The sequence below is a fragment of the Roseibium sp. genome (assembly GCF_039982295.1).
Classification (GTDB): Bacteria; Pseudomonadota; Alphaproteobacteria; order Rhizobiales; family Stappiaceae; genus Roseibium.
Genome location: NZ_JBDWYP010000087.1, coordinates 1 through 23,250 on the forward strand (window position 1 = coordinate 1; position 23,250 = coordinate 23,250).

At 57.1% G+C, this 23,250-nt stretch carries 22 protein-coding genes and 1 pseudogene; 11 read left to right on the plus strand and 12 right to left on the minus strand.

Annotated elements, in window-relative coordinates; all coding sequences use genetic code 11:
• Positions 1-110, plus strand: a pseudogene (locus tag ABJZ52_RS18275) (IS5/IS1182 family transposase); the annotation flags it as partial.
• Here ABJZ52_RS18275 and ABJZ52_RS18280 read toward each other — a convergent pair.
• Complete coding sequence (locus ABJZ52_RS18280) at positions 104-1,267, minus strand: alpha/beta fold hydrolase (RefSeq protein WP_348185014.1); 1,164 nt, start codon at positions 1,265-1,267, stop codon at positions 104-106. The pseudogene ABJZ52_RS18275 and the gene ABJZ52_RS18280 overlap by 7 nt on opposite strands.
• Positions 1,268-1,452: 185 nt before the next feature.
• Between ABJZ52_RS18280 and ABJZ52_RS18285 the strand changes: the two genes are divergently transcribed.
• Positions 1,453-1,953, plus strand: a complete 501-nt coding sequence (locus tag ABJZ52_RS18285) for a phasin family protein (RefSeq protein WP_348185012.1) — start codon at positions 1,453-1,455, stop codon at positions 1,951-1,953.
• Between the two features lie 69 nt (positions 1,954-2,022).
• Here the strand turns inward: ABJZ52_RS18285 and ABJZ52_RS18290 are convergent, their stop codons facing one another.
• The 4 genes from ABJZ52_RS18290 to ABJZ52_RS18305 form a co-directional block, all read right to left on the minus strand.
• Positions 2,023-2,556, minus strand: a complete 534-nt coding sequence (locus tag ABJZ52_RS18290) for a DUF1178 family protein (RefSeq protein WP_348185010.1) — start codon at positions 2,554-2,556, stop codon at positions 2,023-2,025.
• Entirely contained in the window at positions 2,553-3,407 is an 855-nt protein-coding gene (locus ABJZ52_RS18295; protein WP_348185008.1) for a carbon-nitrogen hydrolase family protein, read from the minus strand. Before ABJZ52_RS18295 ends, ABJZ52_RS18290 begins: the two co-directional genes overlap by 4 nt.
• A 32-nt stretch (positions 3,408-3,439) precedes the next feature.
• A complete protein-coding gene (gene grxC / locus ABJZ52_RS18300) occupies positions 3,440-3,697 on the minus strand; it encodes a glutaredoxin 3 (RefSeq protein ID WP_348185006.1) in 258 nt (85 codons plus the stop codon).
• Positions 3,698-3,794: 97 nt separating this feature from the next.
• Positions 3,795-4,577 (minus strand): ComF family protein, encoded by a 783-nt coding sequence (locus ABJZ52_RS18305; protein ID WP_348185004.1) that lies wholly within the window; start codon positions 4,575-4,577, stop codon positions 3,795-3,797.
• A gap of 99 nt (positions 4,578-4,676) precedes the next feature.
• On the opposite strand from ABJZ52_RS18305, the gene ABJZ52_RS18310 reads away from it, so the two are divergent.
• Complete coding sequence (locus tag ABJZ52_RS18310) at positions 4,677-5,570, plus strand: methyltransferase domain-containing protein (RefSeq protein WP_348185002.1); 894 nt, start codon at positions 4,677-4,679, stop codon at positions 5,568-5,570.
• Positions 5,571-5,614: 44 nt separating this feature from the next.
• On the opposite strand, the gene ABJZ52_RS18315 is transcribed toward ABJZ52_RS18310, so the two are convergent.
• The 4 genes from ABJZ52_RS18315 to ABJZ52_RS18330 all read right to left on the minus strand — a co-directional run bounded on the left by ABJZ52_RS18315 (position 5,615) and on the right by ABJZ52_RS18330 (position 8,602).
• Entirely contained in the window at positions 5,615-5,848 is a 234-nt protein-coding gene (locus ABJZ52_RS18315; protein WP_348185000.1) for a Flp family type IVb pilin, read from the minus strand.
• A gap of 29 nt (positions 5,849-5,877) precedes the next feature.
• Entirely contained in the window at positions 5,878-6,309 is a 432-nt protein-coding gene (locus ABJZ52_RS18320) for a (deoxy)nucleoside triphosphate pyrophosphohydrolase (protein WP_348184998.1), read from the minus strand.
• A 76-nt stretch (positions 6,310-6,385) separates the two neighbouring features.
• Complete coding sequence (gene argJ / locus ABJZ52_RS18325) at positions 6,386-7,627, minus strand: bifunctional glutamate N-acetyltransferase/amino-acid acetyltransferase ArgJ (RefSeq protein WP_348184996.1); 1,242 nt, start codon at positions 7,625-7,627, stop codon at positions 6,386-6,388.
• A gap of 120 nt (positions 7,628-7,747) precedes the next feature.
• On the minus strand, positions 7,748-8,602 hold the full coding sequence (locus ABJZ52_RS18330) for a peptidylprolyl isomerase (protein ID WP_348184994.1): 855 nt from the start codon (positions 8,600-8,602) through the stop codon (positions 7,748-7,750).
• 267 nt (positions 8,603-8,869) lie between these two features.
• On the opposite strand from ABJZ52_RS18330, the gene secA reads away from it, so the two are divergent.
• The 7 genes from secA (at position 8,870) to ABJZ52_RS18365 (ending at position 17,961) form a co-directional block, all read left to right on the plus strand.
• Positions 8,870-11,611, plus strand: coding sequence for a preprotein translocase subunit SecA (secA, locus tag ABJZ52_RS18335; protein ID WP_348184992.1), 2,742 nt, complete (start codon positions 8,870-8,872; stop codon positions 11,609-11,611).
• Between the two features lie 98 nt (positions 11,612-11,709).
• Positions 11,710-12,732 (plus strand): glycosyltransferase family 2 protein, encoded by a 1,023-nt coding sequence (locus ABJZ52_RS18340; protein WP_348208038.1) that lies wholly within the window; start codon positions 11,710-11,712, stop codon positions 12,730-12,732.
• Positions 12,722-13,174, plus strand: coding sequence for a GtrA family protein (locus ABJZ52_RS18345; RefSeq protein WP_348184988.1), 453 nt, complete (start codon positions 12,722-12,724; stop codon positions 13,172-13,174). The genes ABJZ52_RS18340 and ABJZ52_RS18345 overlap by 11 nt, the downstream gene beginning before the upstream one ends.
• Positions 13,175-13,179: 5 nt before the next feature.
• Positions 13,180-14,688 (plus strand): glycosyltransferase family 39 protein, encoded by a 1,509-nt coding sequence (locus ABJZ52_RS18350; RefSeq protein WP_348184986.1) that lies wholly within the window; start codon positions 13,180-13,182, stop codon positions 14,686-14,688.
• Between the two features lie 30 nt (positions 14,689-14,718).
• Positions 14,719-15,942: an adenylate/guanylate cyclase domain-containing protein gene (locus ABJZ52_RS18355; RefSeq protein ID WP_348184984.1), complete on the plus strand. Its 1,224-nt coding sequence runs from the start codon at positions 14,719-14,721 to the stop codon at positions 15,940-15,942.
• A gap of 130 nt (positions 15,943-16,072) precedes the next feature.
• Positions 16,073-16,870, plus strand: a complete 798-nt coding sequence (locus ABJZ52_RS18360; protein ID WP_348184982.1) for an alpha/beta fold hydrolase — start codon at positions 16,073-16,075, stop codon at positions 16,868-16,870.
• Between the two features lie 128 nt (positions 16,871-16,998).
• Positions 16,999-17,961: a hypothetical protein gene (locus ABJZ52_RS18365; RefSeq protein ID WP_348184980.1), complete on the plus strand. Its 963-nt coding sequence runs from the start codon at positions 16,999-17,001 to the stop codon at positions 17,959-17,961.
• 20 nt (positions 17,962-17,981) lie between these two features.
• Here the strand turns inward: ABJZ52_RS18365 and ABJZ52_RS18370 are convergent, their stop codons facing one another.
• Both ABJZ52_RS18370 and ABJZ52_RS18375 read right to left on the minus strand, forming a co-directional pair.
• Entirely contained in the window at positions 17,982-19,166 is a 1,185-nt protein-coding gene (locus ABJZ52_RS18370; RefSeq protein ID WP_348184978.1) for an FAD-dependent oxidoreductase, read from the minus strand.
• A gap of 130 nt (positions 19,167-19,296) precedes the next feature.
• Complete coding sequence (locus ABJZ52_RS18375) at positions 19,297-21,234, minus strand: methyl-accepting chemotaxis protein (protein ID WP_348184976.1); 1,938 nt, start codon at positions 21,232-21,234, stop codon at positions 19,297-19,299.
• A gap of 245 nt (positions 21,235-21,479) precedes the next feature.
• Between ABJZ52_RS18375 and ABJZ52_RS18380 the strand changes: the two genes are divergently transcribed.
• Positions 21,480-22,382 carry a DMT family transporter gene (locus tag ABJZ52_RS18380; protein WP_348184974.1) on the plus strand — a complete coding sequence of 301 codons (903 nt, stop codon included), beginning with the start codon at positions 21,480-21,482 and terminating at the stop codon, positions 22,380-22,382.
• On the opposite strand, the gene ABJZ52_RS18385 is transcribed toward ABJZ52_RS18380, so the two are convergent.
• The gene (locus ABJZ52_RS18385) at positions 22,363-23,220 is read right to left on the minus strand and encodes a YihY/virulence factor BrkB family protein (RefSeq protein WP_348184972.1); all 858 of its coding nucleotides are present in this window, start codon (positions 23,218-23,220) and stop codon (positions 22,363-22,365) included. The genes ABJZ52_RS18380 and ABJZ52_RS18385 overlap by 20 nt on opposite strands.
• Positions 23,221-23,250 lie beyond the last annotated feature (30 nt).

Sequence of the window (23,250 nt, forward strand, 5' to 3'; positions counted from 1 at the left end):
ATCGTAACCGGCGCCTCGCCAAGGACTTCGAGAATACTCTCGAAAGCGCCACTGCCTGGATCTTCATGGCCTCCGTCCAGATGATCACCAGACGTGTCGCAACTCATTGAAAATGTTCAAGGGAATTTCGAGTCAGACTCTGAGCAGCAAAAAGTGAAAGGCTGGCAACCCTCTCATCGCCTTGATGCATCATCCCGGCAAGCGCGATGGACAGCAGCGTACCACCGAGACAATAGCCTGCCATATGAGCCTGCGGTGCGCCGGTGATTGCAAGCGCAGCCTCCAGCGCGGCCTCCACACCGAGTTTGCGATAGTCGGACATGCCGAGATCGCGATCCTCACGCCCCGGGTTCTTCCAGGACACCATGAAAACCGTGTAGCCCTGATCGACCAGATAGCGCACCAGGGAATTCTGCTCTGACAAATCAAGAATGTAATATTTCATGATCCAGGCAGGAACGATCACAATCGGCTCCGGCCGAACATTGGGCGTTGTCGGCTCATACTGGATCAGCTCAATCAAACGATTGCGGTAGACCACTTTCCCAGGCGTCGCGGCGAGGTCTTCGCCAACCACGAAATCCTCCGCGCCCGAAGGAGGCATCTGACGAGTGTATCGATCTACATCCTGAATCAGGTGGTCAAACCCGCGAACGAGATTCATGCCGCCTTCTTCAAGGGTCTTTTCGATGACTTCAGGATTCGTCCAGAAAAAATTGGATGGAGACAGAAAGTCGAGGAACTGACGGGTAACGAAGTCGACCACCTTTTCATGGTGGGCAGAAACACCACGCACGCCCGTCATGGCATTGAACCACCATTGCTGTGACAGGAGAAACTGCTGTGAATAATAATTGAATGGAAAGAGCTTCCAACCCGGATGCTCGAAACGATGATCCTGGGGCAAGGGATCAATGCAAGCCTCACCTTTGCCACGACTCACCGCGCAACTTGTGAGAAATCGCGCGAGCCGCAGGTTCTTCGTCATCGCCTTTTCGGCCAGGCGTCCCTGCTTTCCCGGCGAGATTGCCAAATGCAGGGCCCAATCAAAGTAGGCTCGTGCCAAGGCTCCGGGAGAAATCCCAAGCGTGCCTCGCGCAATCATTGCCCTCGTCGCCCGATCCAGAACTTCCGCAAAAGCCGTAACGGAATAGCTGTCGGCAGCATCATCGGAATGAGCACCTGGCAAGAACGTATAGGCAAGGGCTGGAACCGCTGGCCGCACGGGCTGGTTCGAAGGCACTGGCAGGGCTGACTTCGAGGGCATGAAACGCTCCCATTGCGAGATGTAAAAGTTCGTTCCTGCCAGCATTGGGCGAAATCGCCATATTTCCATGATCAGGATCAAATAGGATCGGTCACGCGGCTGATAATATCGCTGCGATCTAAGGTTTGAACTTGCCGTTTGGCAGTCTGCGTGACCATCCACGCGAAACCCTCAGGAGGCTCGACATGACCGACAACTCCAGCGCATCTCCCTTCGATTTCATGCAAACAATGCTGCCGAAGTGGCCAAAGCCCACTTTCTCGAACTGGACCTTTGCTGAACGGGAAGACAAATTGGAAGAACATGCATTCGCCGGAATGCAGCGCTTGAACAAGACAGCGTGGGATCGGGCTGAAAAAACCCTAGATGACCATATGACCTTCGTCAGCCATCGTCTGCATGAAGACTTTGAATGCGCCAAGGCGCTTACTGAATGCCGGATGCCTGACGAAGCCTTGACAACCCTTCAATCCTTTTACACCCGTATGGCCGACGAGTATCAGGCACACTTGCGTCATCAGATGGACTTGTTCCGCGACACGGTGAACGAGGGCATCGAAACGGCAGAAGCACTCGGTGAGACTGCAATGGAAACAGCGACCGAACTCGGCAAAGCCGCTGAAGAAACCATCGAGGAGGCAAAACCTGAACCCGCACCTACGCGGCGCAGAGCGAAAAGCACTTAAGCTTAAGCGATCACCCGCATTGGCAGGCCTTGATCTCACAAACAGGTCGCAGTCGCTTCTGGGAATTCATCAGTTCTGCTCATCCGGCAGAACGGGAAGAGGGACGACCGCAATGCCTTCATCCAGAAGCGCCTCGGCGTCCTCTTTCGAGGTTTCTCCATAGATGTTGCGCTCTTCGGTCTCGCCATAGTGGATCTTCCGGGCTTCCTCGGCGAATTCCTTGCCGACGTAGTCCGAGCTTTCGACGACCTTCCGGCGCAAGGCTCTGAGCCCTTCGATCAGCTCACGATGCTTAGGATCGACCGGCATGAGAGCCGGTTGTTGCGCGGCTGTAGGCCCTGCCGCGGCAGTTTCGTTGCCAGGCTTGGCGTCTTCTACCGGCTCGGCTTGAGGTGGCGCCTGAATGGTCTCACTTTGTTGGCGGCCCTCTTTGGACCTGGCGGTCGAGACAGCTGGCGCCATGAGTGTCTTTTGAACATGCACAGATCCACAAAGTGGACAGGACACCAGATCACGTTGGCATTGATTGTCAAAATCGTCTGAATTTCGAAACCAGCCGTCAAATGCATGTCCTGCATCACAGGTTAGAGAATACCGGATCACGCGGAGATCCCCCTCTCTCCCTGTGCATGGCTCGCCGCAAAGTCTCGTTCGTTTGCAATCGCCGGGATCCGCTGCCGTGCCTTGACCACTTCCGCCGGACGGATCACGGCCGTGATGAAGCCAGGTTCATCGCCATCGATTTCCCCGATAACATGTCCCCAAGGATCAACCACAAGACTGTGACCATAGGTTTCACGGCCGTCTTCATGCAGACCACCCTGCGCAGCCGAAACCACATAGGCGCCATTTTCAATCGCGCGGGCCCGCTGCAGCACATGCCAATGAGCCTCACCGGTCTGCCGCGTGAAGGCCGCCGGCATCGTTAGCAGACCAGCGCCCATCCGGGCCTGGGTCCGGAAGATCGCAGGGAAACGAACATCATAGCAGACCGCCATGCCCATTTTGATCCAAGGTAGGTCCACCAGCAGCGTATCCGAGCCGGGTTCATAGGTTGCAGACTCTCGCCAACTTTCGCCATTTGGCAAATCCACATCGAACATGTGGATCTTGTCATAGCGAGCCGCAATTCGGCCCTCGGGCGAGATCAACAGCGCCCGGTTGGCAACCTTCCCGTCCGGCAAAAGAATTGCCAGAGAGCCGACATGAATCCAGACCTTAAGCTCATCGGCAATCGCCTTGAAGCGCGCAATGGTCGGATCCGCATCCTCGCTGCCAATACGTTCGAACAACTCGTCCCGACTGCGAACGAGAACGTTGGTCATTTCCGGCGTCTGGATGTAGTGAGCTCCCGCGCTGGCCGCTTCCCGGATCAGTCCCTCGGATTGTTCGAGATTTGCCACAACGCTCTTGCCGCAACGCAACTGCACACATGCGGCTGTGAATTCACTCATCTCTGACGTCTCCGGTCCGTTCATCCACGCGCTCAGGCCGCAAGCAAAGCATCCAGCTTGCCAGCACGTTCCAGATCGTGAAGCTCATCACAACCGCCCACATGCGTTGTGCCGACAAAGATCTGCGGAAAGGTTGAGCGACCATTGGCCTTTTGTACCATTTCCTTCTTCAGCTTTGGATCAAAGGTTGCGTCATATTCGACGAAGGAGACGCCCTTCTTCTGCAGCAACCGCTTTGCCGCAGTACAAAACCCGCAAAGCTGTCGAGTGTAGATAACAACATCGGTCATTTGAGAACCCTGTTCATTGGTGCGGAGGTTCCGCGATTTTGAGACGTTTATATGGTCCCGGACCCAATCTGCACAAGCACGAAGCTGTGTTCAAACTTTAGTCATGAGCCTCATCACCAACCGCAATCGCGAATGTCAGCACATCGACAGAGCTTGCCCCTGCAGCTTTAAGAACCTTGGTGCAAGCCGTAACAGTCGAGCCCGTTGTGAGAACATCGTCGACCAGAAGCACAGGGCGGCCGTGGAGCGTATTCGACCATCCCTGCCGCAATTCGAAAGCGCCCCGCACATTCTTTTGTCGTTCAGACGAATCCAGCCCGACCTGTTGCCGCGTTCGGCGCGCGCGTCGCAGCAGCATCGGATCCCAGTCTATTGATGCCTCGCGCGCAATCACCCGGGCAAGATCGGCAGATTGATTGAAACGCCGCTGCAGCAATCGAAACCGGTGCAGCGGAACGGGCATGACGACGGTATCAGGGGAGATCAGCTCCCGCCCGGCATGAACCATCCACCGCCCCATAGGCTCGGCAAGATCTCTCCGGCGGTTGAACTTCAGCGCCAGAACCAGGTCGCGAGCGATGCCCTGGTAGGTCGCAACCGCTCGCAATCGATCAAAAGCTGGAGGATCTGTCAGCGCTCGAGCGCTAAGGCCACCTTCTCCAATATCATGCGTGAAAGGGGTTCCATACCGCGCACAAACCGGTGCGGCGATAAAGGGCATTTCGCGCCAACAGGCACCACACAAATTGCCTGGCAAGGAAACACGGGCCTGGCAACCGATGCAACGTGGCGGCAGCAGAAAGTCAAGAACGGCTCCTGCCATCTGACGCCCGGCACGCGAGGAGCGTTTCAGAACAGTGTTGTGCGCAAAGTCCAGCATGGGTCAGCAACCATCTTCTAGCCGTGCGAGCCTATCATGTTTTGACGCGAACAGCTGAAAAGCCCATATGTAGCCTCAAGAGACGCATACGGATCCTCAATGACACAACCTGACCTCTTCGACCGCCCATTGCTGAAAGCGCGTCGCCATCGCGCCCTCCGTTCGGCAACGCCAGGAAGCGACTTTCTTATGCGTGTTGTCGCAGAAGACCTCGCAGACCGACTGGCAACGATCAGCCGGTCGTTCGAAACCGGTGTGGACCTGGGTGGTCATACAGGCCTGATCACTGCAGCTCTCAAGGCTAGCGGCAAGATCGACCATGTCTATCGCGGAGACCTTCTGTGTGAAGATCCTTCGCTTGCCGCCCCTGATTTCGTTTTTGATGACGCGCTCCCTCCTCTGAGTGAAGCAAGCGTCGGCTTTATTGCGTCGGCACTTTCCCTTCACTGGGTCAACGACCTTCCCGGCACGCTTGTCCAAATTCGAAAGAGCCTGAAACCGGACGGATTGTTCATGGGCGTGCTTTTGGGAAGCGGCACAATGCACGAGCTGAGAGACGTCCTTATGCGCGCCGAGTTGGAGAGTACAGGTGGCGCAGCCGCGCGCGTCTCTCCTTTCGCGGACACAAGGGATCTTGGCAGCTTACTTCAGCGCGCTGGATTCGCACTGCCGGTCACCGATATGGATCGGCTGACCGTGAGATACTCTAACATGTTCGATCTCATGAAGGATTTGCGCTCCATGGGAGCGACATCGATTCTGAGCGAGCGAAGCAGGAAGCCGCTGACCAAGACGATCCTGCTCAGGGCGGCAGAGCTTTACGCCCAGGACTACTGTGATCCGGACGGCCGCATTCGCGCGACGTTTTCGCTGGTCTCACTCTCAGGATGGGCACCGCATGAAAGTCAGCAGCAGCCTCTCAAACCCGGGTCGGCCAAGACACGACTGGCCGACGCTCTTGGAGCGAGCGAGACACTTTTAAAGCCGGAATGATGGGTTCTTGAAATCGAGGTGTAGAAATGTCGAGCGGTCTGAAGTCAGCCGTCACCGTTTGCTGTCGAACCGCTTAACGCATCAGCGACCGCACCGAACACATCGTCTCTGATCGTGCCCCCGATCGCACCAAGGGTGGTCAAGATCGCGACGCTGATCATTCCCAGAAGAAGACCGTATTCGACCATCGTACTACCGGACTCATCGGCAGCAAATGCTTTGATGCTGGTTTTGGCCTTCTCGACTAGCGACCTGTCAGTGCGATCATAGACGGTCATGGAAGGGTCCTTTCAGCTCAAACAGCGGTTTAGGCAGGCACAAGATCCAGCAAAAACGGTATCAAGGGCTCATCCGCCGCCGGCATCGGATAATCTCGCAATCGAACCGGTCTAACCCACTTCAAGGCTTGCCCTTCCCGGCCGACCGGAGTTCCTTCCCACCGACGACAGATGAAAAGTGGCATCAGAAGATGAAAATCTTCATAAGCGTGGCTCGCGAAGGTCAAAGGAGCGAGGCACGCTTCGTTAACACTGAGGCCGAGTTCCTCGTCCAGCTCCCGGATAAGAGTTTCCTCCGGTCTCTCGCCAGTCTCGATTTTTCCACCCGGAAACTCCCACAAACCAGCCATTGATTTTCCCTCAGGACGCTGCGCGAGAAGGATACGTCCATCCGCATCGACAAGGGCACATGCGGCAACGAGTACAATCCGGCTCATAAGGGCTGTTCCACTGCAAGACATCGCAACAATGGTTGATTCACCATATTGCGGAGAGCTTTAATCAAATAGGCAAAAGACATCGTCAGGCTTGCTGACCTCAGCTGCGATAGTCGCCGTTAATTGCGACATATTCCTTGGTGAGATCGCAGGTCCACACACGCGCCTGCCCCTCACCAAGTCCGAGGTCAACGCGAATGACGATATCGTCCTCCTTCATGACTGCGGAAGCCTCATCCTCGCTGTAGTCGGCATCACGCTCACCCTCAACGGCAACACGCACGTCTCCAAACCAGATCGCCAGCTTGTCCCTGTCCGCCGGTTCCCCCGCCTTGCCGACGGCCATGACGACGCGGCCCCAATTGGCGTCTTCTCCCGCAACCGCAGTCTTCACCAGCGGAGAATTTGCAATCGCAAGGGCGATCGTGCGCGCAGATGTATCGGTTTCCGCTCCTTCGACCTGCACTTCAACGAATTTGTGCGCGCCCTCACCGTCCCGTGCAATCTGTTGAGCCAGATTTTGCATCAAATCGCCCAAAGCAGCACGAACGGTTGCAAGGCGCGGATCATCCAGCGCGTCCAGCCTTGAAATTCCACGCTTTTCTGCTGCTCCCGTCGCAAAGAGCAGAACGGTGTCAGAGGTTGACGTGTCGCTATCAACGGTAACCGAATTGAAGCTGTCATCCGTTTCGCCCGACAAGAGCGATTGCAGCACCGCTGGCGAAATCGCCGCATCCGTAAAGATAAAGGAAAGCATGGTTGCCATGTCAGGCGCGATCATGCCCGCGCCCTTTGCCATGCCGTTGATCGTGATGGTCTGACCGTCGATGTCGACGCTTGACGTTGCCACTTTCGGATACGTGTCCGTGGTCATGATCGCCCTGGCGGCGTCCAGCCAACTGGCAGGCTTCTGCGCAGCTACAAGCTCATCAATAACATCTTCGAACTTCTCGGCCTCAAGCGGTTCGCCAATAACACCGGTCGACGCCAAGAAAACACTCTCAGGATCACACGCAAGCGCTTTTGCCGCGATCTTTGCCGACAGCTCGACCGCCGACTTCCCCTTCTTGCCGGTGAAGGCGTTGGCGTTTCCCGAGTTCACCAGAAGCCCGCGCGCCTGACCGCTGGAAAGGATCGACTTGCACCAGTCGACCGGCGCTGACGAACACTTCGATCGGGTGAAAACACCTGCAACGGTTGTTCCCTCGTCAAGCGACGCCAGTAGAACGTCGGTCCGTCCCTTGTATTTGATGCCAGCTTCCGCGGTGGCGAAACGAACGCCGTCGAGCTCCGGCATGTCGGGATAGGTCTTCGGGGCGAGCGGGGACACTGTCGAGGCCATAGGCCTAACTCCTGTTGCAGCTGAGCGTAAAAAAAACCGCTCCGGTTCCGGCTCTTATGCCTTCGCCGGAGCGGTCTCGTAAAGGGACTATTTGCGCGAGCCCGCAGACCGCGGAAGATCCTACTGAGCGGCCGGATCGGCCTTTGCAAGATCCTCATCGAGAATTTCGACCGGATGCTCTGCTTTCAACTCATCCATGGTCTTGGTGTAAAGGTCACGAATCAGCTGCTGACGCAGGTTTGCAGAGACAGCTTCAAAGGTCGGCTTTTCCTGACGACGCTTTTCTTCGAGCAAGATAACGTGCCATCCGAATTGCGTCTCGACAGGTTCGTCCGTGAAAGAACCGGTTTCGAGCTTGAGAGCAGCTTCTTCGAACGCCGGGACCATTTGTCCCTTGGCAAAGAAACCCAGATCGCCGCCGTTCGGACCCGACGGACCCGTCGACTTCTCCTTGGCAAGTTCTGCGAAATCCGCTCCGCCTTCGAGCTGTTCGATCACAGCTTCTGCCTCTGCCTTTTCCTTGACCAGAATATGCCGGGCCTTCATCTCTTCAGGACCTTCAAAGTCGGCATATTCCTTTTCATAGGCCGCTTTCAGATCATCGTCGCTAACGGCACCATCAATTTTCTGTGCCAGGTAAGCGTTGCGCAGCGCCCGCAGTGTCAGGAAATCGACCTGTTTCTGAAAGTCGGCATCCTTGTCGATTTCAGCCGTTTTCGCGGCCTGAGCCAGCAATTCCATGTCGACAAGAACGTCGAGAAGGATTGCGCGCCACTGTGCCGGCGGAAATCTTTGCAGCTCCTGCCCAAGGTCCTGGGCCGCAAAAGCCAGGTCCGCTTCGGTAATTTCAGAGGTGCCAACCGTGGCCACGACGTCGTCCGGCTCGGCCGCGAAAACCGCAGAAGTCCCCAACGTCAAGGCAAGAGCAGGAACCAGAAGCGAGCGGGCTTGCCGACGCATGGAAAAACGGAACATTGGAAGTCCTTTGTACTTGGGACATGAATTCTAGCCGCCCTGACCACCAGGACGGGGCAACTTTGCTGAAAGCAGCGCCGTTGACAAGCTTTGGACCCCCTCTTATCTGTCGAGCGTCCTGTCTTCGGATATGGATGGCACCTTTGCCTCGGGTTTCCGCCTGCGCTTCGTCGCTGGTTGGAGAGCGTGGACAGCAATTGAGACGATTTCATGGGCAGGCGCCATGCCGTTCGAACCGGCGCCGCTCTACAGGGGAAGGACCGCCACATGGCTGGCCTTGGCGCTTTAGCACGTAAGATTTTTGGTTCCGCCAACGACCGCAAGGTAAAGGCATTCAAAGCAAAGGTGGCTGAGATAACAGCCCTAGAGCCCGAAGTTCAGGCGCTCTCGGACGAGGATCTTCGGGCACGGACTGAACAGTTCCGCGAGCAGTTGAAGAACGGCGCCTCGCTGGACGATATCCTGGCTCCGGCTTTCGCCACAGTTCGTGAAGCCGCCAAACGGGCCCTCGGTCAGCGGCACTATGACGTGCAGCTGATTGGTGGAATGGTCCTGAACTCGGGCCAGATCGCAGAAATGCGAACCGGTGAGGGCAAGACACTGGTCGCAACCGCTCCGGTGTATCTGAACGCATTGACCGGCAAGGGCGTTCACGTGGTCACGGTCAACGACTACCTGGCCCAGCGTGACAGCGACTGGATGGGGCAGGTCTACCGCTTCCTGGGACTGACCGTCGGCTGCATCACCCATGGTCTTTCGGACGATGAACGGCGCGCGGCCTACGCAGCGGATGTCACCTACGGCACGAACAACGAATTCGGCTTCGACTATCTGCGCGACAACATGAAACATGAGCGTGAAGCCATGGTTCAGCGCGAGCACAATTATGCAATCGTCGATGAGGTCGACTCGATCCTGGTTGATGAGGCCCGCACACCGCTCATCATTTCCGGTCCGCTGGAGGATCGCTCCGATTTCTACAACACAGTCGACACCTTCATTCCGCATCTGACCGAAGAAGACTATGAGCTGGACGAGAAAGCCCGCTCGGTGTCCTTCACTGAAGCGGGTAACGAGAAACTCGAAGGCATTTTGAGTGAAGCCGGTCTGCTCAAGGGTGATCATCTCTATGACGTGGACAACGTCGCCGTGGTTCATCACCTGCAGCAGGCGTTGAAGGCCCATAAGCTCTTTCAGCGCGACAAGGACTACATCGTCCGCAATGACGAAGTGGTGATCATCGATGAGTTCACCGGCCGCATGATGCCGGGCCGCCGCTTCTCGGAAGGGCTGCACCAGGCCCTTGAAGCCCGCGAACACGTCAGCATCCAGCCGGAAAACCAGACGCTCGCATCGATCACGTTCCAGAATTACTTCCGCATGTACAACAAACTCGCTGGCATGACCGGTACGGCGGCAACGGAAGCAGACGAATTTGCCGACATCTACTCTCTGGAAGTCGTCGAAATTCCGACCAACAGAGATGTCAGCCGCATAGACGACGATGACGAAGTCTATCGCACGGTCGAGGAGAAGTTCCTCGCAATCGTCAAGCTGATCGATGACTGCAAGGAACGCGGACAACCAATCCTGGTCGGAACGACCTCGATCGAGAAATCCGAGTATCTGGCCGAACTTTTGAAAAAGCACGGCTACAAGCAGATCGACGTCACCGACCCTGCAAGCTTCATCGCTGCCCAACAGCAAGAAGGCGGCAAGGCGAAGGTGTTTGCAGTTCTCAACGCCCGCTACCATGAACAGGAAGCCCTGATCATCAGTCAGGCTGGCCTTCCCGGCGCCGTCACCATCGCCACCAACATGGCAGGCCGCGGCACCGACATTCAGCTTGGCGGCAACGTAGACATGCGCCTGGACATCGAGCTGGGCGAGATGCCGGAAGACGAAAAACGCGCCGTACGCGAGGCCGAGATCAAGGCCGAAGCCGAAGAGCTCAAGCAAAAGGCTCTGGCGGCCGGCGGTTTGTACGTCATCGGCACGGAGCGCCACGAAAGCCGGCGCATCGACAATCAGCTGCGCGGTCGTTCCGGCCGTCAGGGCGATCCCGGACATTCCAAGTTCTTCCTCTCCCTGCAGGACGACCTGATGCGCATCTTCGGGTCCGAGCGCATGGATTCAATGCTGCAAAAGCTCGGACTGGAAGAAGGCGAAGCCATCATCCACCCCTGGATCAACAAGGCTCTGGAAAAAGCACAGCAAAAGGTCGAAGCACGTAACTTCGACGTGCGTAAAAACCTTCTCAAGTTCGATGACGTGATGAACGACCAGCGCAAGGTCGTTTTCGAGCAGCGCATCGATTTGATGGACGGCGACACCATCCAGGAAACAGTGGCCGACATGCGCCACGATGTGATCGAGGACCTCGTCAGCCGTCACATTCCAGAGCGCGCCTATCCCGAACAGTGGGACACGGACGGACTGCTGGAAGAAGTGCGCACGACCCTGAACATGGACCTTCCGGTCAAGGAATGGGCGGACGAAGAAGGCATCGCGGACGAAGAGGTCAAGGAACGCCTGCGCCGTGCCGCGGACGAAGCCATGGCAGGCAAGGCAGCCAAATACAGCCCTGACATCATGCGTCAGGTCGAGAAGGCCGTTCTCCTTCAGACTCTCGACAATCTGTGGCGCGAGCATCTGTCAAACCTCGATCACCTGCGATCAGCCGTTGCCTTCCGCGGTTACGCACAGCGTGATCCGCTGCAGGAGTACAAAACAGAGTCCTTCACTCTGTTTGAGACCATGCTGGCTCAACTCCGCCAGATCACCACAGCCCAGCTCATGCGTGTCGAGCTGGTGACGGAACAGCCGCCTGCGCAACCGGAACTGCCGGAAATGCATGCCCATCACATCGACCCCGTGACCGGTGAAGATGAGATGGCAGAGCCACGCGATCCGGAAAGGCCGGAGACCTGGGGCAAGGTCGGACGCAACGAACCCTGCCCCTGCGGTTCAGGCAAGAAATACAAACATTGCCATGGCGCGCTGACGTAGTTTCTTCCCAAACAGACATCAGGAAAGGCCAGTTCCCTCAGAGGGCTGGCCTTTTTTGATGAATTGCGGCAGTTTGCGCGCAAAGCGCAGGGTGGATGATGCAAGCTTTAAATGATGGCCAGATTTACATAGGGCGGCGAGCCGAGGCCCGGCCTGCAACACCTCTGATCAGCATCGTCGTGCCTGCCTATAATGAAGCGGAGGTTCTGGATCATTTCCTGACCGACACCCGCGCCGTTCTGGATCCCATGGGTCTTCCCTATGAATATGTTTTCATTGACGACGGTAGTCGCGATGAAACGGCAAGCATCATCGCTTCCCATTTGGAAGGCGGCCTGCCCGGTCGGCTCGTGGCCCTGTCTCGCAACTTCGGCAAGGAAGCGGCCCTGACGGCAGGCCTCGCCCATGCGAAAGGCGATGTGGTCGTGGTCATTGACGCAGATCTTCAGGACCCGCCGGAATTGATCCCGCAGATGATCGATGGCTGGCGCGCCGGATATGATGTCGTCTACGGGTTGCGCGTTGACCGGTCATCGGACACGCTCTTGAAGCGCCGCTCGGCCGAGCTGTTTTACCGCCTGTTCAACCGGCTATCCAACATCGACATGCCCGCGAATGCAGGCGACTTCCGGCTCATTGACCGAACGGTTGTCGAAGCGCTTATGCGCTTGCCGGAAAGCAATCGCTTCATGAAGGGCCTTTTTGCCTGGGTCGGCTTCCCGTCCATGGCATTGCCCTATGAGCGGCCCGAGCGCAGGGCCGGCAACGGCAAGTGGAACTACTGGAAGCTCTGGAACTTCGCGATCGACGGCCTGACCGGTTTCACCACCATGCCTCTGCGCATCTGGCTCTACGGAGGCGCCTTGGTGGCGACTCTGTCCTTCGCCTATGCGGCCTATCTGATCATCCGCGTCATGGCTTACGGCATTGATGTTCCAGGCTACGCATCATTGATGGTCGGCTTGTTGTTTTTCTCGGGCGTCCAGCTGCTGTCAGTCGGTATGATCGGCGAATATGTGGCGCGGCTCTTTAACGAAGCCAAACAACGTCCTGTCTACCTCGTTCAGGATGTCATTGAAGGTGCATCCGCCGACCAGGGGTCATCCGCTGATGACAAGTGATGCGCGCTCCTATCAGGATCGTGCCAAGGCGGAAGCAGGCACGGCATTCCGGTTCGCCATTGTCGGCGGAGTGGCCACGCTTACCCATGCCGGTGTCGCCTTGCTGTTGCTCGAAAGTGGATTTCTACCGGCTTTTCTGGCCAATACTTGCGGCTTCGTGATCGCATTTGCCGTTTCTTTTCTTGGCCATCATCACTGGAGCTTCAGAACGCAAAACCGGGGGACAGAAGCAGGCCGGCGAATGCGCCGCTTCTTTTTGCTGGCTCTCGCTGGTTTCGCGTTAAATTCCAGCGTCCTGGCCGGCTGGCTTGGTCTGACGTCCTGGCCCGAGAGCCTCGGTATCTTGTTCTCCATTGCCGTCGTTCCCGCGCTCACATTTCTCGGCGCGCGTCTGTGGGCTTTTTCGGCCAAACCGGACGCCCCCGTTCAAGACAAGAGCTGATATCCGTGACAGCCTCCCGTGCCGCGTTCGTTTACGTCGCAAGCCTTTCGCTCCTCTGGGCCCTCATCCCGACGTTGTTCTTTCCAAACCCGCCTCTGGATGTGGTTGAAGGCTTTGCCTGGGGCCGCGAGCTCGCGTTGGGATACACCAAACACCCGCCAATGCAGGCCTGGTTGCTGGAGCTCACCTATCGCATCACCGGCGGCGGAACGTTTGGAGGCTACTGGCTGAGCCAGATTTCAATCGCTCTTGGCTATTGGTGCATCTGGCATCTCGCAAGGCGACTTGGACTGACGAACTGGCAGGCTTTCTGGTCAATCGTCCTGACCAGCGCCACATTTTATTTCACTCTGCCAGCACCGGAGTTCAACCCGAATATTCTGCAAATTCCGGTCTGGGCCGGAATGATCCTGGTCTTTCATCGGGCGCTTGAGCGTGGCCAACTACTCGACTGGCTTTTGCTCGGGGCGATCGCAGCCTTCGGTCTTTACACCAAGTATTTCGTCGCGCTGCTGATCGGAGCAATCGGCCTTTATTGTCTCGTTCGACCGGACGCCCGCAAACATCTTTTGACGCCCGGGCCATGGATCACGGCTGCAACCTGTGTCGCACTTTTGGTGCCGCATCTCCTCTGGCTTGTCGAAACCGACTTCCTTACGTTCAAATATGCAGCAAGCAGAAGCCGAAGCGCGGTCTCCTGGCTTGAGCACCTGACAAACCCGGTCAATTTTCTGGGCGCCCAGATTGCAAATCATGCGGGGCTTTTCATCACATTGATTACAGGCTTCGGCATCGCGGGCATCAAGGCGCTTCGGTCGAAGCTCAGGGCGCAAGACGCCAACGAGATCGACAAACGACAAACATTCTTCCTTATCTGGTTTGCCGCTCTCCCCCTATGCGTTGTTCTGATGCTCTCTGCGATCACAGGAAGCGAATTCGAGCACATGTGGGGCACGCCCATGTTTGTTCTGTCAGGGATCGTCGCTGTGCGTTTCCTGAAACTGCCCGACAACTGGGTCCGTCCGCGCGGGGCACTAGTCGCCGCAATCGTCATTCAGGCCATTTTCCTTGGCGTAATTTCAGGCCAGGCACTGCTCGAGCCTCTCTGGAAAACAAAGCACACGCGCATGCACTATCCCGGCGATGACATTGCCGACGCGCTCGCTTTAAAATGGCGTGAGGAGATGGGAACAGATCTCCCCTATGTCGCCGGCGACATGTGGTCCGCGGCCAATGTGACCCTCCATGCCGACGAACGCCCCTCGATGTTCTATCTCCATGACGCAACGCTCAGCCCCTGGATCAATCTCGACGACGTCCAACGCAAGGGCGTAATGCTCGTCTGGCGCGGAGACCGGGCGACACCACCAGAGGAGCTGGCAAAATTCTATCCAGGCCTCGACCATGATGGAACGCAGACCTTTCCTGCATTTGTCTACGGGAGCATCCCATCGATCAAAGTCAACTGGGCTATTATCCCTCCCGGTGAAGTCGCTGAAAAACCCGTTCGCTAGACCGGTCCGATCCATTTCGCACTTGGTAGGATGAAGAGCACCCCGTATCGTCCAACGATGATCGACATGCCCGAAATAGACCGCATTGAAGACTGGCTGATTGGCCAGGCCCTGCATTCACCAGACATGCCGAAGATGTTCGGCGAGCTTTGCGAAAAGCTCGCGGAATGTGAGGTACCGATCTGTCGTGCGCTCTTGGCCTGGGCAACGTTACACCCCCTCATCGAGGCGGAAACCGCCTTTTGGGAAGCGCAGATCGGGATTGAACATCAGCAGTTCACTCATTCGGAGGAAGAACAGGAGGACTGGCTGAAGAGCCCAATGCGCAGTGCCCTTATGGAGAGAAGAGAAATCCTCAGGCGACGTCTTGAGGGCGGCAATGCCGAACTCGACTACCCGCTTTGTGTCGAGCTGTCAGCCAAGGGCTACACCGACTACATGGTCATCACGACCGGGTTCGATATGCCTGCCATCAGCGACATGAAAGGCAACACTGGCATCATTGTAAGCTGGGCGACCCAAAAACCCGGTGGTTTCTCTGACGATGAGGTCGCCGCAATCCACTACATTCAAAAACGCCTCGCGCTTGCCGCCCGCGCCAATCTCGAAGCGCAGGTCACGCAAACCATCGCAGAGACCTACCTCGGGCAGTGGGCCGGCTCGCGCGTCCTCAATGGCCAGATCCGTCACGGCGATGGCGAGACCATCAATGCAGTCATTTTCTATTGCGACATGAGAAACTCGACGCGCATTGCCGAAGATCTCGGTCCGGAACGCTATCTGAAGTTCCTGAACACCTATTTCGAGGCAACCGGTGGGCCGGTGCTTGCCCATGGCGGCGAGATTCTCGATTTCATCGGCGATGCGGTGCTTGGTGTCTTTCCAATCGCCGGGAACGATCTCGGAACGGCGGTCGAGCGTGCGCTCGCCGCTGCGGACGAATTGCGCGAACGCATCGCCGCGCTGAACGGCAGCAAGAGCAACGATCCACATTTGACTGTTGGTCTGGCCCTGTCCGTAGGTGAGGTGATGTTCGGCAATATCGGCGTCGCCAACAGGCTAACATTTTCCGTCATCGGGCAAACGGTTCATGCGGCGGCCCGGATGGAAACACTCACGAAAAAGGTGCACCGGGATATTCTGATGACAGCGGAAATTGCGGCCTTGGCCAGCCATCGTGCAGAGCCGGTCGGAGCGTTCGCACTTGACGGCTTCGCGGTCGAGCGCCCGCTTTTCGCACTTTCCACGCGCTAGAGTATTTTCCAATTTGCCTGGATTGGCCAAGGTACCATCCGGCACCGTTTGCACGCGACAGATTGTCGATGGTGCTGCCGCAAAATTCGTGGCACCCATGGATCCGCAAGAACAATGATCAGGGAATGACATGACCAGTCTCCAAGTCTCCTCAAGCAAGCACCTGCCTTTCAATGAGCAGCTCGCCGCAGACGGCAGCGACGCCGCGCCCATTGTGCTTCTTCATGGCTTTGGTGGAGACCGGCAGACCTGGGTCAACATTCAAACGGCGCTCTCGCCCTCCAGAAAATCGATTGCGTTCGATCTTCCAGGTCATGGACAGGCGCTGGACTGGCCCAGGATTGGCAATGCTGGCGTTGCGGCAAATGCCGTCGCTCAATCGCTGGAGACACTTGAGCTGGAGCGGGTCCATCTCGTCGGCCATTCCATGGGCGGCGCAGTCGCATCCCTGGTGGCCCTGAAAGACATTGAGAAAGTGGCGAGCCTGACACTCCTCGCGCCTGGCGGCTTTGGCCCCGAGATCAACCACAAGCTGCTTCGCCGCTACGCGGCGGCGACCGATCCGGCAGAAATGGAAATGCTGCTCGAGCAATTTTTCGGCTGGGAGTTCAAATTGCCGAAGTTCCTGGCCAAAACAGCAGCCGAAGGCCGTGCCAGACCCGGTGCGGTCGAGACCTTGACGGCAATCGCCGAGGAAATCATTGACGGCTCGGTGCAAAAGACCCTGCCACGCAAGGAAATGGCCGAGCTGCCCATGCCGATCAAAGTGATTTGGGGAACTCAGGATCGTGTTCTGCCGACCCGCCAGTCACACAAACTGCCCGGTATCATAGCGACCCATATTTTCGAAAGGGTCGGCCACATGCCCCATCTTGAGATCCCTCAGGACGTCGTGCGATTGATCCTTCAAAACGCACAGTCGGCCTGATTTCCACCACGAGGCAACACTGCTGGATGCCGGGGCGCGATTCCATTTTGCCATTGGCGGCAAGCTTGGTAAGACCGCGACAACATTGACCTGCGCGCCGCAACACAAAGAGCAATTCTGGAGCCCGAATGACCACTCCCACGGCACTAAAGCCTGTCGACGCGATCGTCACTGCGGTCTCCGGATATGAACCCAAACACATGGCCGTTTGGTTCAACTCACTGAAAGCAACGTCATTTGATGGGCGGATCTTCGTCATCGCCTATGACGTCAGCGAAGAACTGGTGGCCTATATGGAAGGACAAGGCGCAACCGTCCTGACCTTCCAGCACGACCCAAAGAAACGCCGCTACAGCTATTCCCAGCTCGCCGAAGAAATCGAAGATCATACCGACGCGGGCAAACTGCGGGTCGACAGCCGCTGGACCTGGATCCGCCGGATCTTGCGCTTCAAGGACAAGGTGCATGATCGGCGCTTTTTCCACGCCAGCGAGCTCTTGCGCGCCCACTCCGAGAAAACGGGCGAAACCTTCCGCTTTCTGGCGTTTTCTGATGCGCGCGACGTTGCGTTTCAGTCAAATCCGTTTGACTGGCTGGAAGCCGAATTGGCAGACGACAAGGATGTTGCCGTGTCAGTGGAAGGCATCACACACCGCGATCCCTGGAACAGCCGCATGATGATCAAGGTCTTTGGCAAACATGCCTTGCGGCGCGTTGCAGACGCACCTGTCATCTGTTGCGGCTATTTTGCCGGGCGTTTCGAACCGATGCTCGATTTCATGCTGGCGAATTACTATTTCGATCAAAGCAAGCGGATCGGCGATCAGGTCGCGATGAACCAACTGTTGAGTTTCAAGGCCTGGCGACAGCTAGCCGTGGTGACAGACTGGAACACGCCCTGGACACTCCACGCCTGCACACTGATGGAACCCTCTCAAAGCCCCGGGAATTTTGCAGACCCGGCAACCCTGCCCGTTTTCAAGGACGGCATCGTCACGACGCGCAGCGGAGCCCCCTTTGCAGTCGTACACCACTACGACCGCCATTCGGGAGTGGCTGAGCACCTGGAAGCCAAATTCGGAACGCCCTAGAAGAGCTCAATCAAGCCACGTCACGCCGCAGGCAAGAGGTCATCACGCCAGGTCTCGCCGATCACGCGGCGGGCCATCATGTGGGAGCGCGGCGAGTTGATGCTGTCAACCGCGATCAGTCGCCCTTCCTTTAGATAGGCGACATAGAACTTGTTGTCCTTGGGTTCGCCAACTGTTCTCGTTTCATCGTAACCATCCGACAGACCCGCGATCTGAAGCTTTATGTCGAATTGATCCGACCAGAACCAGGGAAGCGGATCGTAGTCCACGTCCTCGCCGAGAATCGACCGCGCCACGATCTTCGCCTGGTCGATAGCGTTCTGGACACTCTCCATGCGGACGGATCGGCCATAGCGGTTGGAGTAAAACCGCGTGCAATCGCCCGCAGCGTAGATTCTGTTGTCGCTGGTCAGTCCCGCGCCATCTACGATAATGCCATTGTCGGTCTCAAGGCCGGCCGCACTGGCCAGATCATCATTGGGTTCTGCGCCAATGGCCACAAGCACGAGATCCGCAGGAACGACCTCTCCTCCCGCAACCTTGACGCCTGTCACTGCATCTTCGCCCACAATTGCTTCAACCCCGGTACCAAGGCGAAGTTCAACACCCTTTTCCCGGTGTAGCGCAGAATAGAATTCGGAGATGAACGGCGAAACGACCCGCTTCATGGGCCGATCTTGCGCCTCGATCACAGTCACATCCTTGCCGAGCTGATTGGCAACGGCAGCGACCTCAAGGCCGATGTATCCGGCACCGACGATGGCAATCTTCTGACCTGCCATCAGTTTCTCGCGAATCCTGTCTACATCGGCAATGGTGCGCAATGTCACGACACCATCCAGGTCCGCGCCCGGGATTGGCGCATATCGCGCGCGCGTACCGGTCGCAATGACGAGCTTGTCGTAGCCGATGGTATCGCCGTTTTCGAGAGAAAGCCGCTGTGCACCCGGGTCAATCGAGGAAACGCTTGCGCCCGGGATAAGGTCAATATTTTGCGTCGTGTAGAAAGCAGGTGGACGAAGCAGCAAGGCCTCTGAACCGATTTCGCCTAGAAGATACTTTTTTGACAGCGGCGGCCGTTGGTATGGCGGCGTGGTCTCGTCGCCAATCAGGCGGATCGGCCCTTCGAAGCCACCCTGACGAAGGGATTGCGCGACCTGAGCCCCAGCCTGGCCCGCTCCGATAATGACGACCGTATCCTGCATTCCACATCCACCATAAAGACAAAAGCTATTTGCCTTCATCACCTAGCATGTGGCGTCGCCGTCCGCCAGACAGACACAACGCCGCGAGGGGTTCGCGGCGTTGTAAAAACTCAAGCGGCATTTGGGGGGGTCAGGCGGCGCGAACACCTTCAAGGAACCGCGAAGCCTCTGCCCTGATCAAAGCAGCCTGTTCTGACAGGGACGAAGCGACTCGCTCCACCTCCGCGCCTGTCGCGCGCGAGTGCTCGGTCGCAGCTCCGACATTCGCCATCAACTCGGCACCTTCGTCGGACCGATTGGAGGCGTCAGAGACATTACGGGCGATCGACTGAACGGCATCGTCCTGCTGAACCACCGCTGTTGCAACAGAAGAGGCAAGGCCCTCCATGTCGGAGATGATCCGAGTGACGTCCTCAATCGCGGACATGGCCTGATTCGAGGATCCCTGGATCGCCTCCACTTGAACACCAATATCGCCTGTTGCCTTGGACGTCTGATCGGCCAGCTGCTTCACTTCCGCGGCCACCACTGCAAAGCCTTTGCCGGCTTCCCCGGCACGAGCAGCCTCAATCGTCGCATTCAGGGCCAAAAGGTTCGTCTGATCGGCAATCTCGCGGATCAAACCCATGACCTCGCCTATGCGCACCGCTGCCTTGGACAGTTCATCCATGGTGCGATACGTGCCCTTGGTGCTCTCCACCGCCTGTTTTGCAACATCGGTGGAGCGGTTTGCCTGGTCGGAAATCTCATTGATCGAGCTGGCCAGAGCCTCACTGGCGGTCGCTGCGGAATTTACGTTCTCGGCCGCGACACGGACAGCGGAAGAAGCCTGCGACGCCTGGCCGGCCACATCATCTGCCGCTGCTTCCACTGCGGAGGAAGTCTGCATCAATTCATCGGTAGATCCGTCAAGCTTCTTGAGTGCTGCGCCCAAGGATGTCTCAAAGCCTTCGATCAGACTTTCGAGGCGCGCCACACGGCCATCGCGGTCCATGTTCTCCTGCTGCTGCTTCTCGGCCAAACGCACGCGCTCGACCGCATTTTCGCGGAAGACAGCCACCGTTTTCGACATCTCGGAGATCTCGTTTCGACCGCTCACATTTGGCAACTCCACATCCGAACTGCCACCAGCCAGGCGCACCATGGCCTTCTGCAGGCTGGCAAGCGGCACTGATACGGACCGGCCAATGACGATGGCCAGCACTGACAGGCCAACCAACATCGCAAGGATCACCGCCCCGACGACAGTTCCTGAAAGGGCACGAATGTCCGAGAGTTCCCGTTCTGCGTTGGCTTGAGCAGCCTGCGCGGCTGCGTTCAATGCTTCGACATGTGGTGGCACAAGGGAGAACAGCGTCTCCAGCAGGTCTGTCGAGCTTGACCTTTCCTTGACGGCGGCCGTATAGGCGCCAAAAGCAAGCTTGTAAGCCGACATTTTCTCGCCCATGTCAGCCTTGATCTCGTTGGGCATATAGGCCTTCTTCAACAGTCCCTCAAAGGCCGTGAAGGCAACCGTGAAGTTCTCCAGAAACGGGTCCGTCTGGTTCAAGATGAATTCTTTTTCCGCCAACTGGACTGCAACGACCGCACGCAGGAGCTTCTCATAGTCCGGCCCACCGCCAAACTTCATTTCCTCTTTCAACCGAACCTGTGCATCACCGGCTGTTTGAGCAAGGTCCCCCAAAAGACCATCATTGAACGTGTAGCCGATCTTCTTCTGCACCACGTCCATCATTTCAAATGCGCCAGCAGTGCCCTCAAATGTGTCAATGACATCTGCAATTTGCGGCTTGAGTTCCGCGGCAACTGGAAGGGAAGAAATCTCTTTGGCGATCGATTGCGCCGTAACAAGCTCGCGATTGAACCTGTCATTAGCTTGCGCTTCAGGCGCAGCCAGATATCCCTTTTCGATAGTCCGCATGGCAGCAGCATGATCGGACAGATCCGCCACCTTGCGGGACAGCTCGGCGCTTTGTTCGAGGCCATGAAACGCGGCGGCGATCTGATTCTGGCTCCACCAGAAGATGCCCCCAATGAGAAGCACGCCAATTGCGGTCAGCAGACTCAAAAACGAAATTCGCGCCCTCACGGACAAATTTGATAAGCTAAACAAAGTTGATTGCGCTTTGGACATAGCCGGTCTAACCGTCCCCGTAGCTGAAACTGGGTGATCCCTAAACTGCATAGTTCAGCACGATTGGTTAATGAAACGTCGCTTTTCAACTGAATTGAACCTTCGCCCCTCCCCCAGACGGGCTCACGCCCTCAAATCACTCCGATCGCTGCGGCAATCCAGATTCTCGGAACAGGTCCTTGCAAAAAACACTCATAGTCTGTGCGCCCATCTTCTTCGTTCTGCTCTGGTCGACAGGCTTCATCGGATCCAAATTAGGCGCGCCCTACGCCGAGCCGATGGTTTTTCTGAGCCTCCGCTTTCTCCTCGTGTTGCCGTTCCTCGCATTGATCGGCCTCATCGCCAAGGCCGACTGGCCGCGTTCCCCGAAGATGATTGTCCATTGCATCGTGACGGGAATGCTCGTTCACGGCATCTATCTGGGAGGGGTCTTCTGGGCCATTAAACAAGGTATGCCGGCCGGCTCGAGCGCAATCATTGTCGGACTGCAGCCTGTCCTCACCACATTGACAGCAGCAATGATCCTTGGTGAGCACGTCTTGCCAAAACACATGCTAGGTCTTGCTCTTGGAGGACTCGGCCTGTTTCTCGTGCTCTCGCCGAAATTGGGCCAGACAGGCTCGGGTATCGATGCAGGCACTATTGCCTCCGTACTGGCAGCAGTGATCGCCATCAGCCTTGGCACAGTATACCAGAAGCGCTTTGTACCTCAGACCGATCTGCTCGCCGCTACACTCTGGCAATACATAGGCGCTCTGGTCGTGACCGTGCCGCTGGCCCTCGTTGAGGATTGGACAATTGTATGGTCGGGCGAGTTTGTCTTCGCGCTCCTGTGGCTGACGTTCGTGCTTTCGATCGGCGCAATCTTGTTGCTGATGGTGCTGATCCGTCAGGGCGCCGTTTCGGAAGTCGCATCACTTTTCTACCTCGTCCCGGTCGCGACAGCGATCGAGGGCTATTTCCTCTTCGGCGAAACGCTCACCTTGCTGCAGATGCTGGGAATGGCACTCGTTGTCTGCGCAGTGCTTCTGATTCGATTGCGCCTGCGCAAGTCCGACTCTCTCAAGACGACTTCCGGGTGAGCGTCCGCTGGCGAATGAGTGCAGCGTTCAACTCTCCACCCAGGATAAAAAACAACGAGCAGATATAGAGAAATACGAGTGCGGTCATGATGCCGGCCAATCCGCCGTAGGTGGAGACGTAATTGGCAAAACTGGCGAGATAGGCCCCGAACGCCATGCCTGAAACCATCCAGAGCACCAATGTGGCGAGAACGCCCGGAAGCATGGCCAAAAAACTTCGCTTTCCTGCCGGCAAGAGCCAATGGACCATCAGAAGTCCAACAACAAGCAGGGAGCCCGCAAGCAAATAACGCGCGACTTCAAAGGGCGCCAGCAGATCCTGAGCCGGTGGAACCCATGCCGTGATCGCGGCGATCACCAGGGGCGCAAGAACCACCAGGAACGTATAGGCAATCAGGATCACGGCACCGAGAACGACAAGCGCGAGCGACTGAAGCCGTAGCAGAATGAAAGAACGGGTTTCCCGCTGGCGATAGGCCCGATTCAGCGCAGTCCTCATGGCTTCGATGCCATTTGAGGCAAACCAGATCGCAGCAACGACACCAAAGGTCAGAACGTCCCCGCGGGGCACGGTCAGCACTTGATGAATTTCCCTTACCACCGGTGCAGCAACCCGGTCCGGCCAAGTGTCAAACACAAGGTCCGAGACCTCGTCTGCCGTTCCTTCGAGGCCAAAGTAGCCAGCAAGAGCCGCGATGAAGATAAGAAGCGGAAAAATTGCCAGCAGAGCAGACAAGGCAACATGGCTGGCCATGGCGAAACCGTCATCCCGGTTGAAATGGCCAAGCGCATCGCGAAGGACCTGATAACCGGAGCGGGCAAACAAGCGAAAAGACATATGCGGATCAGAGTCGGGATGTATCAAAAG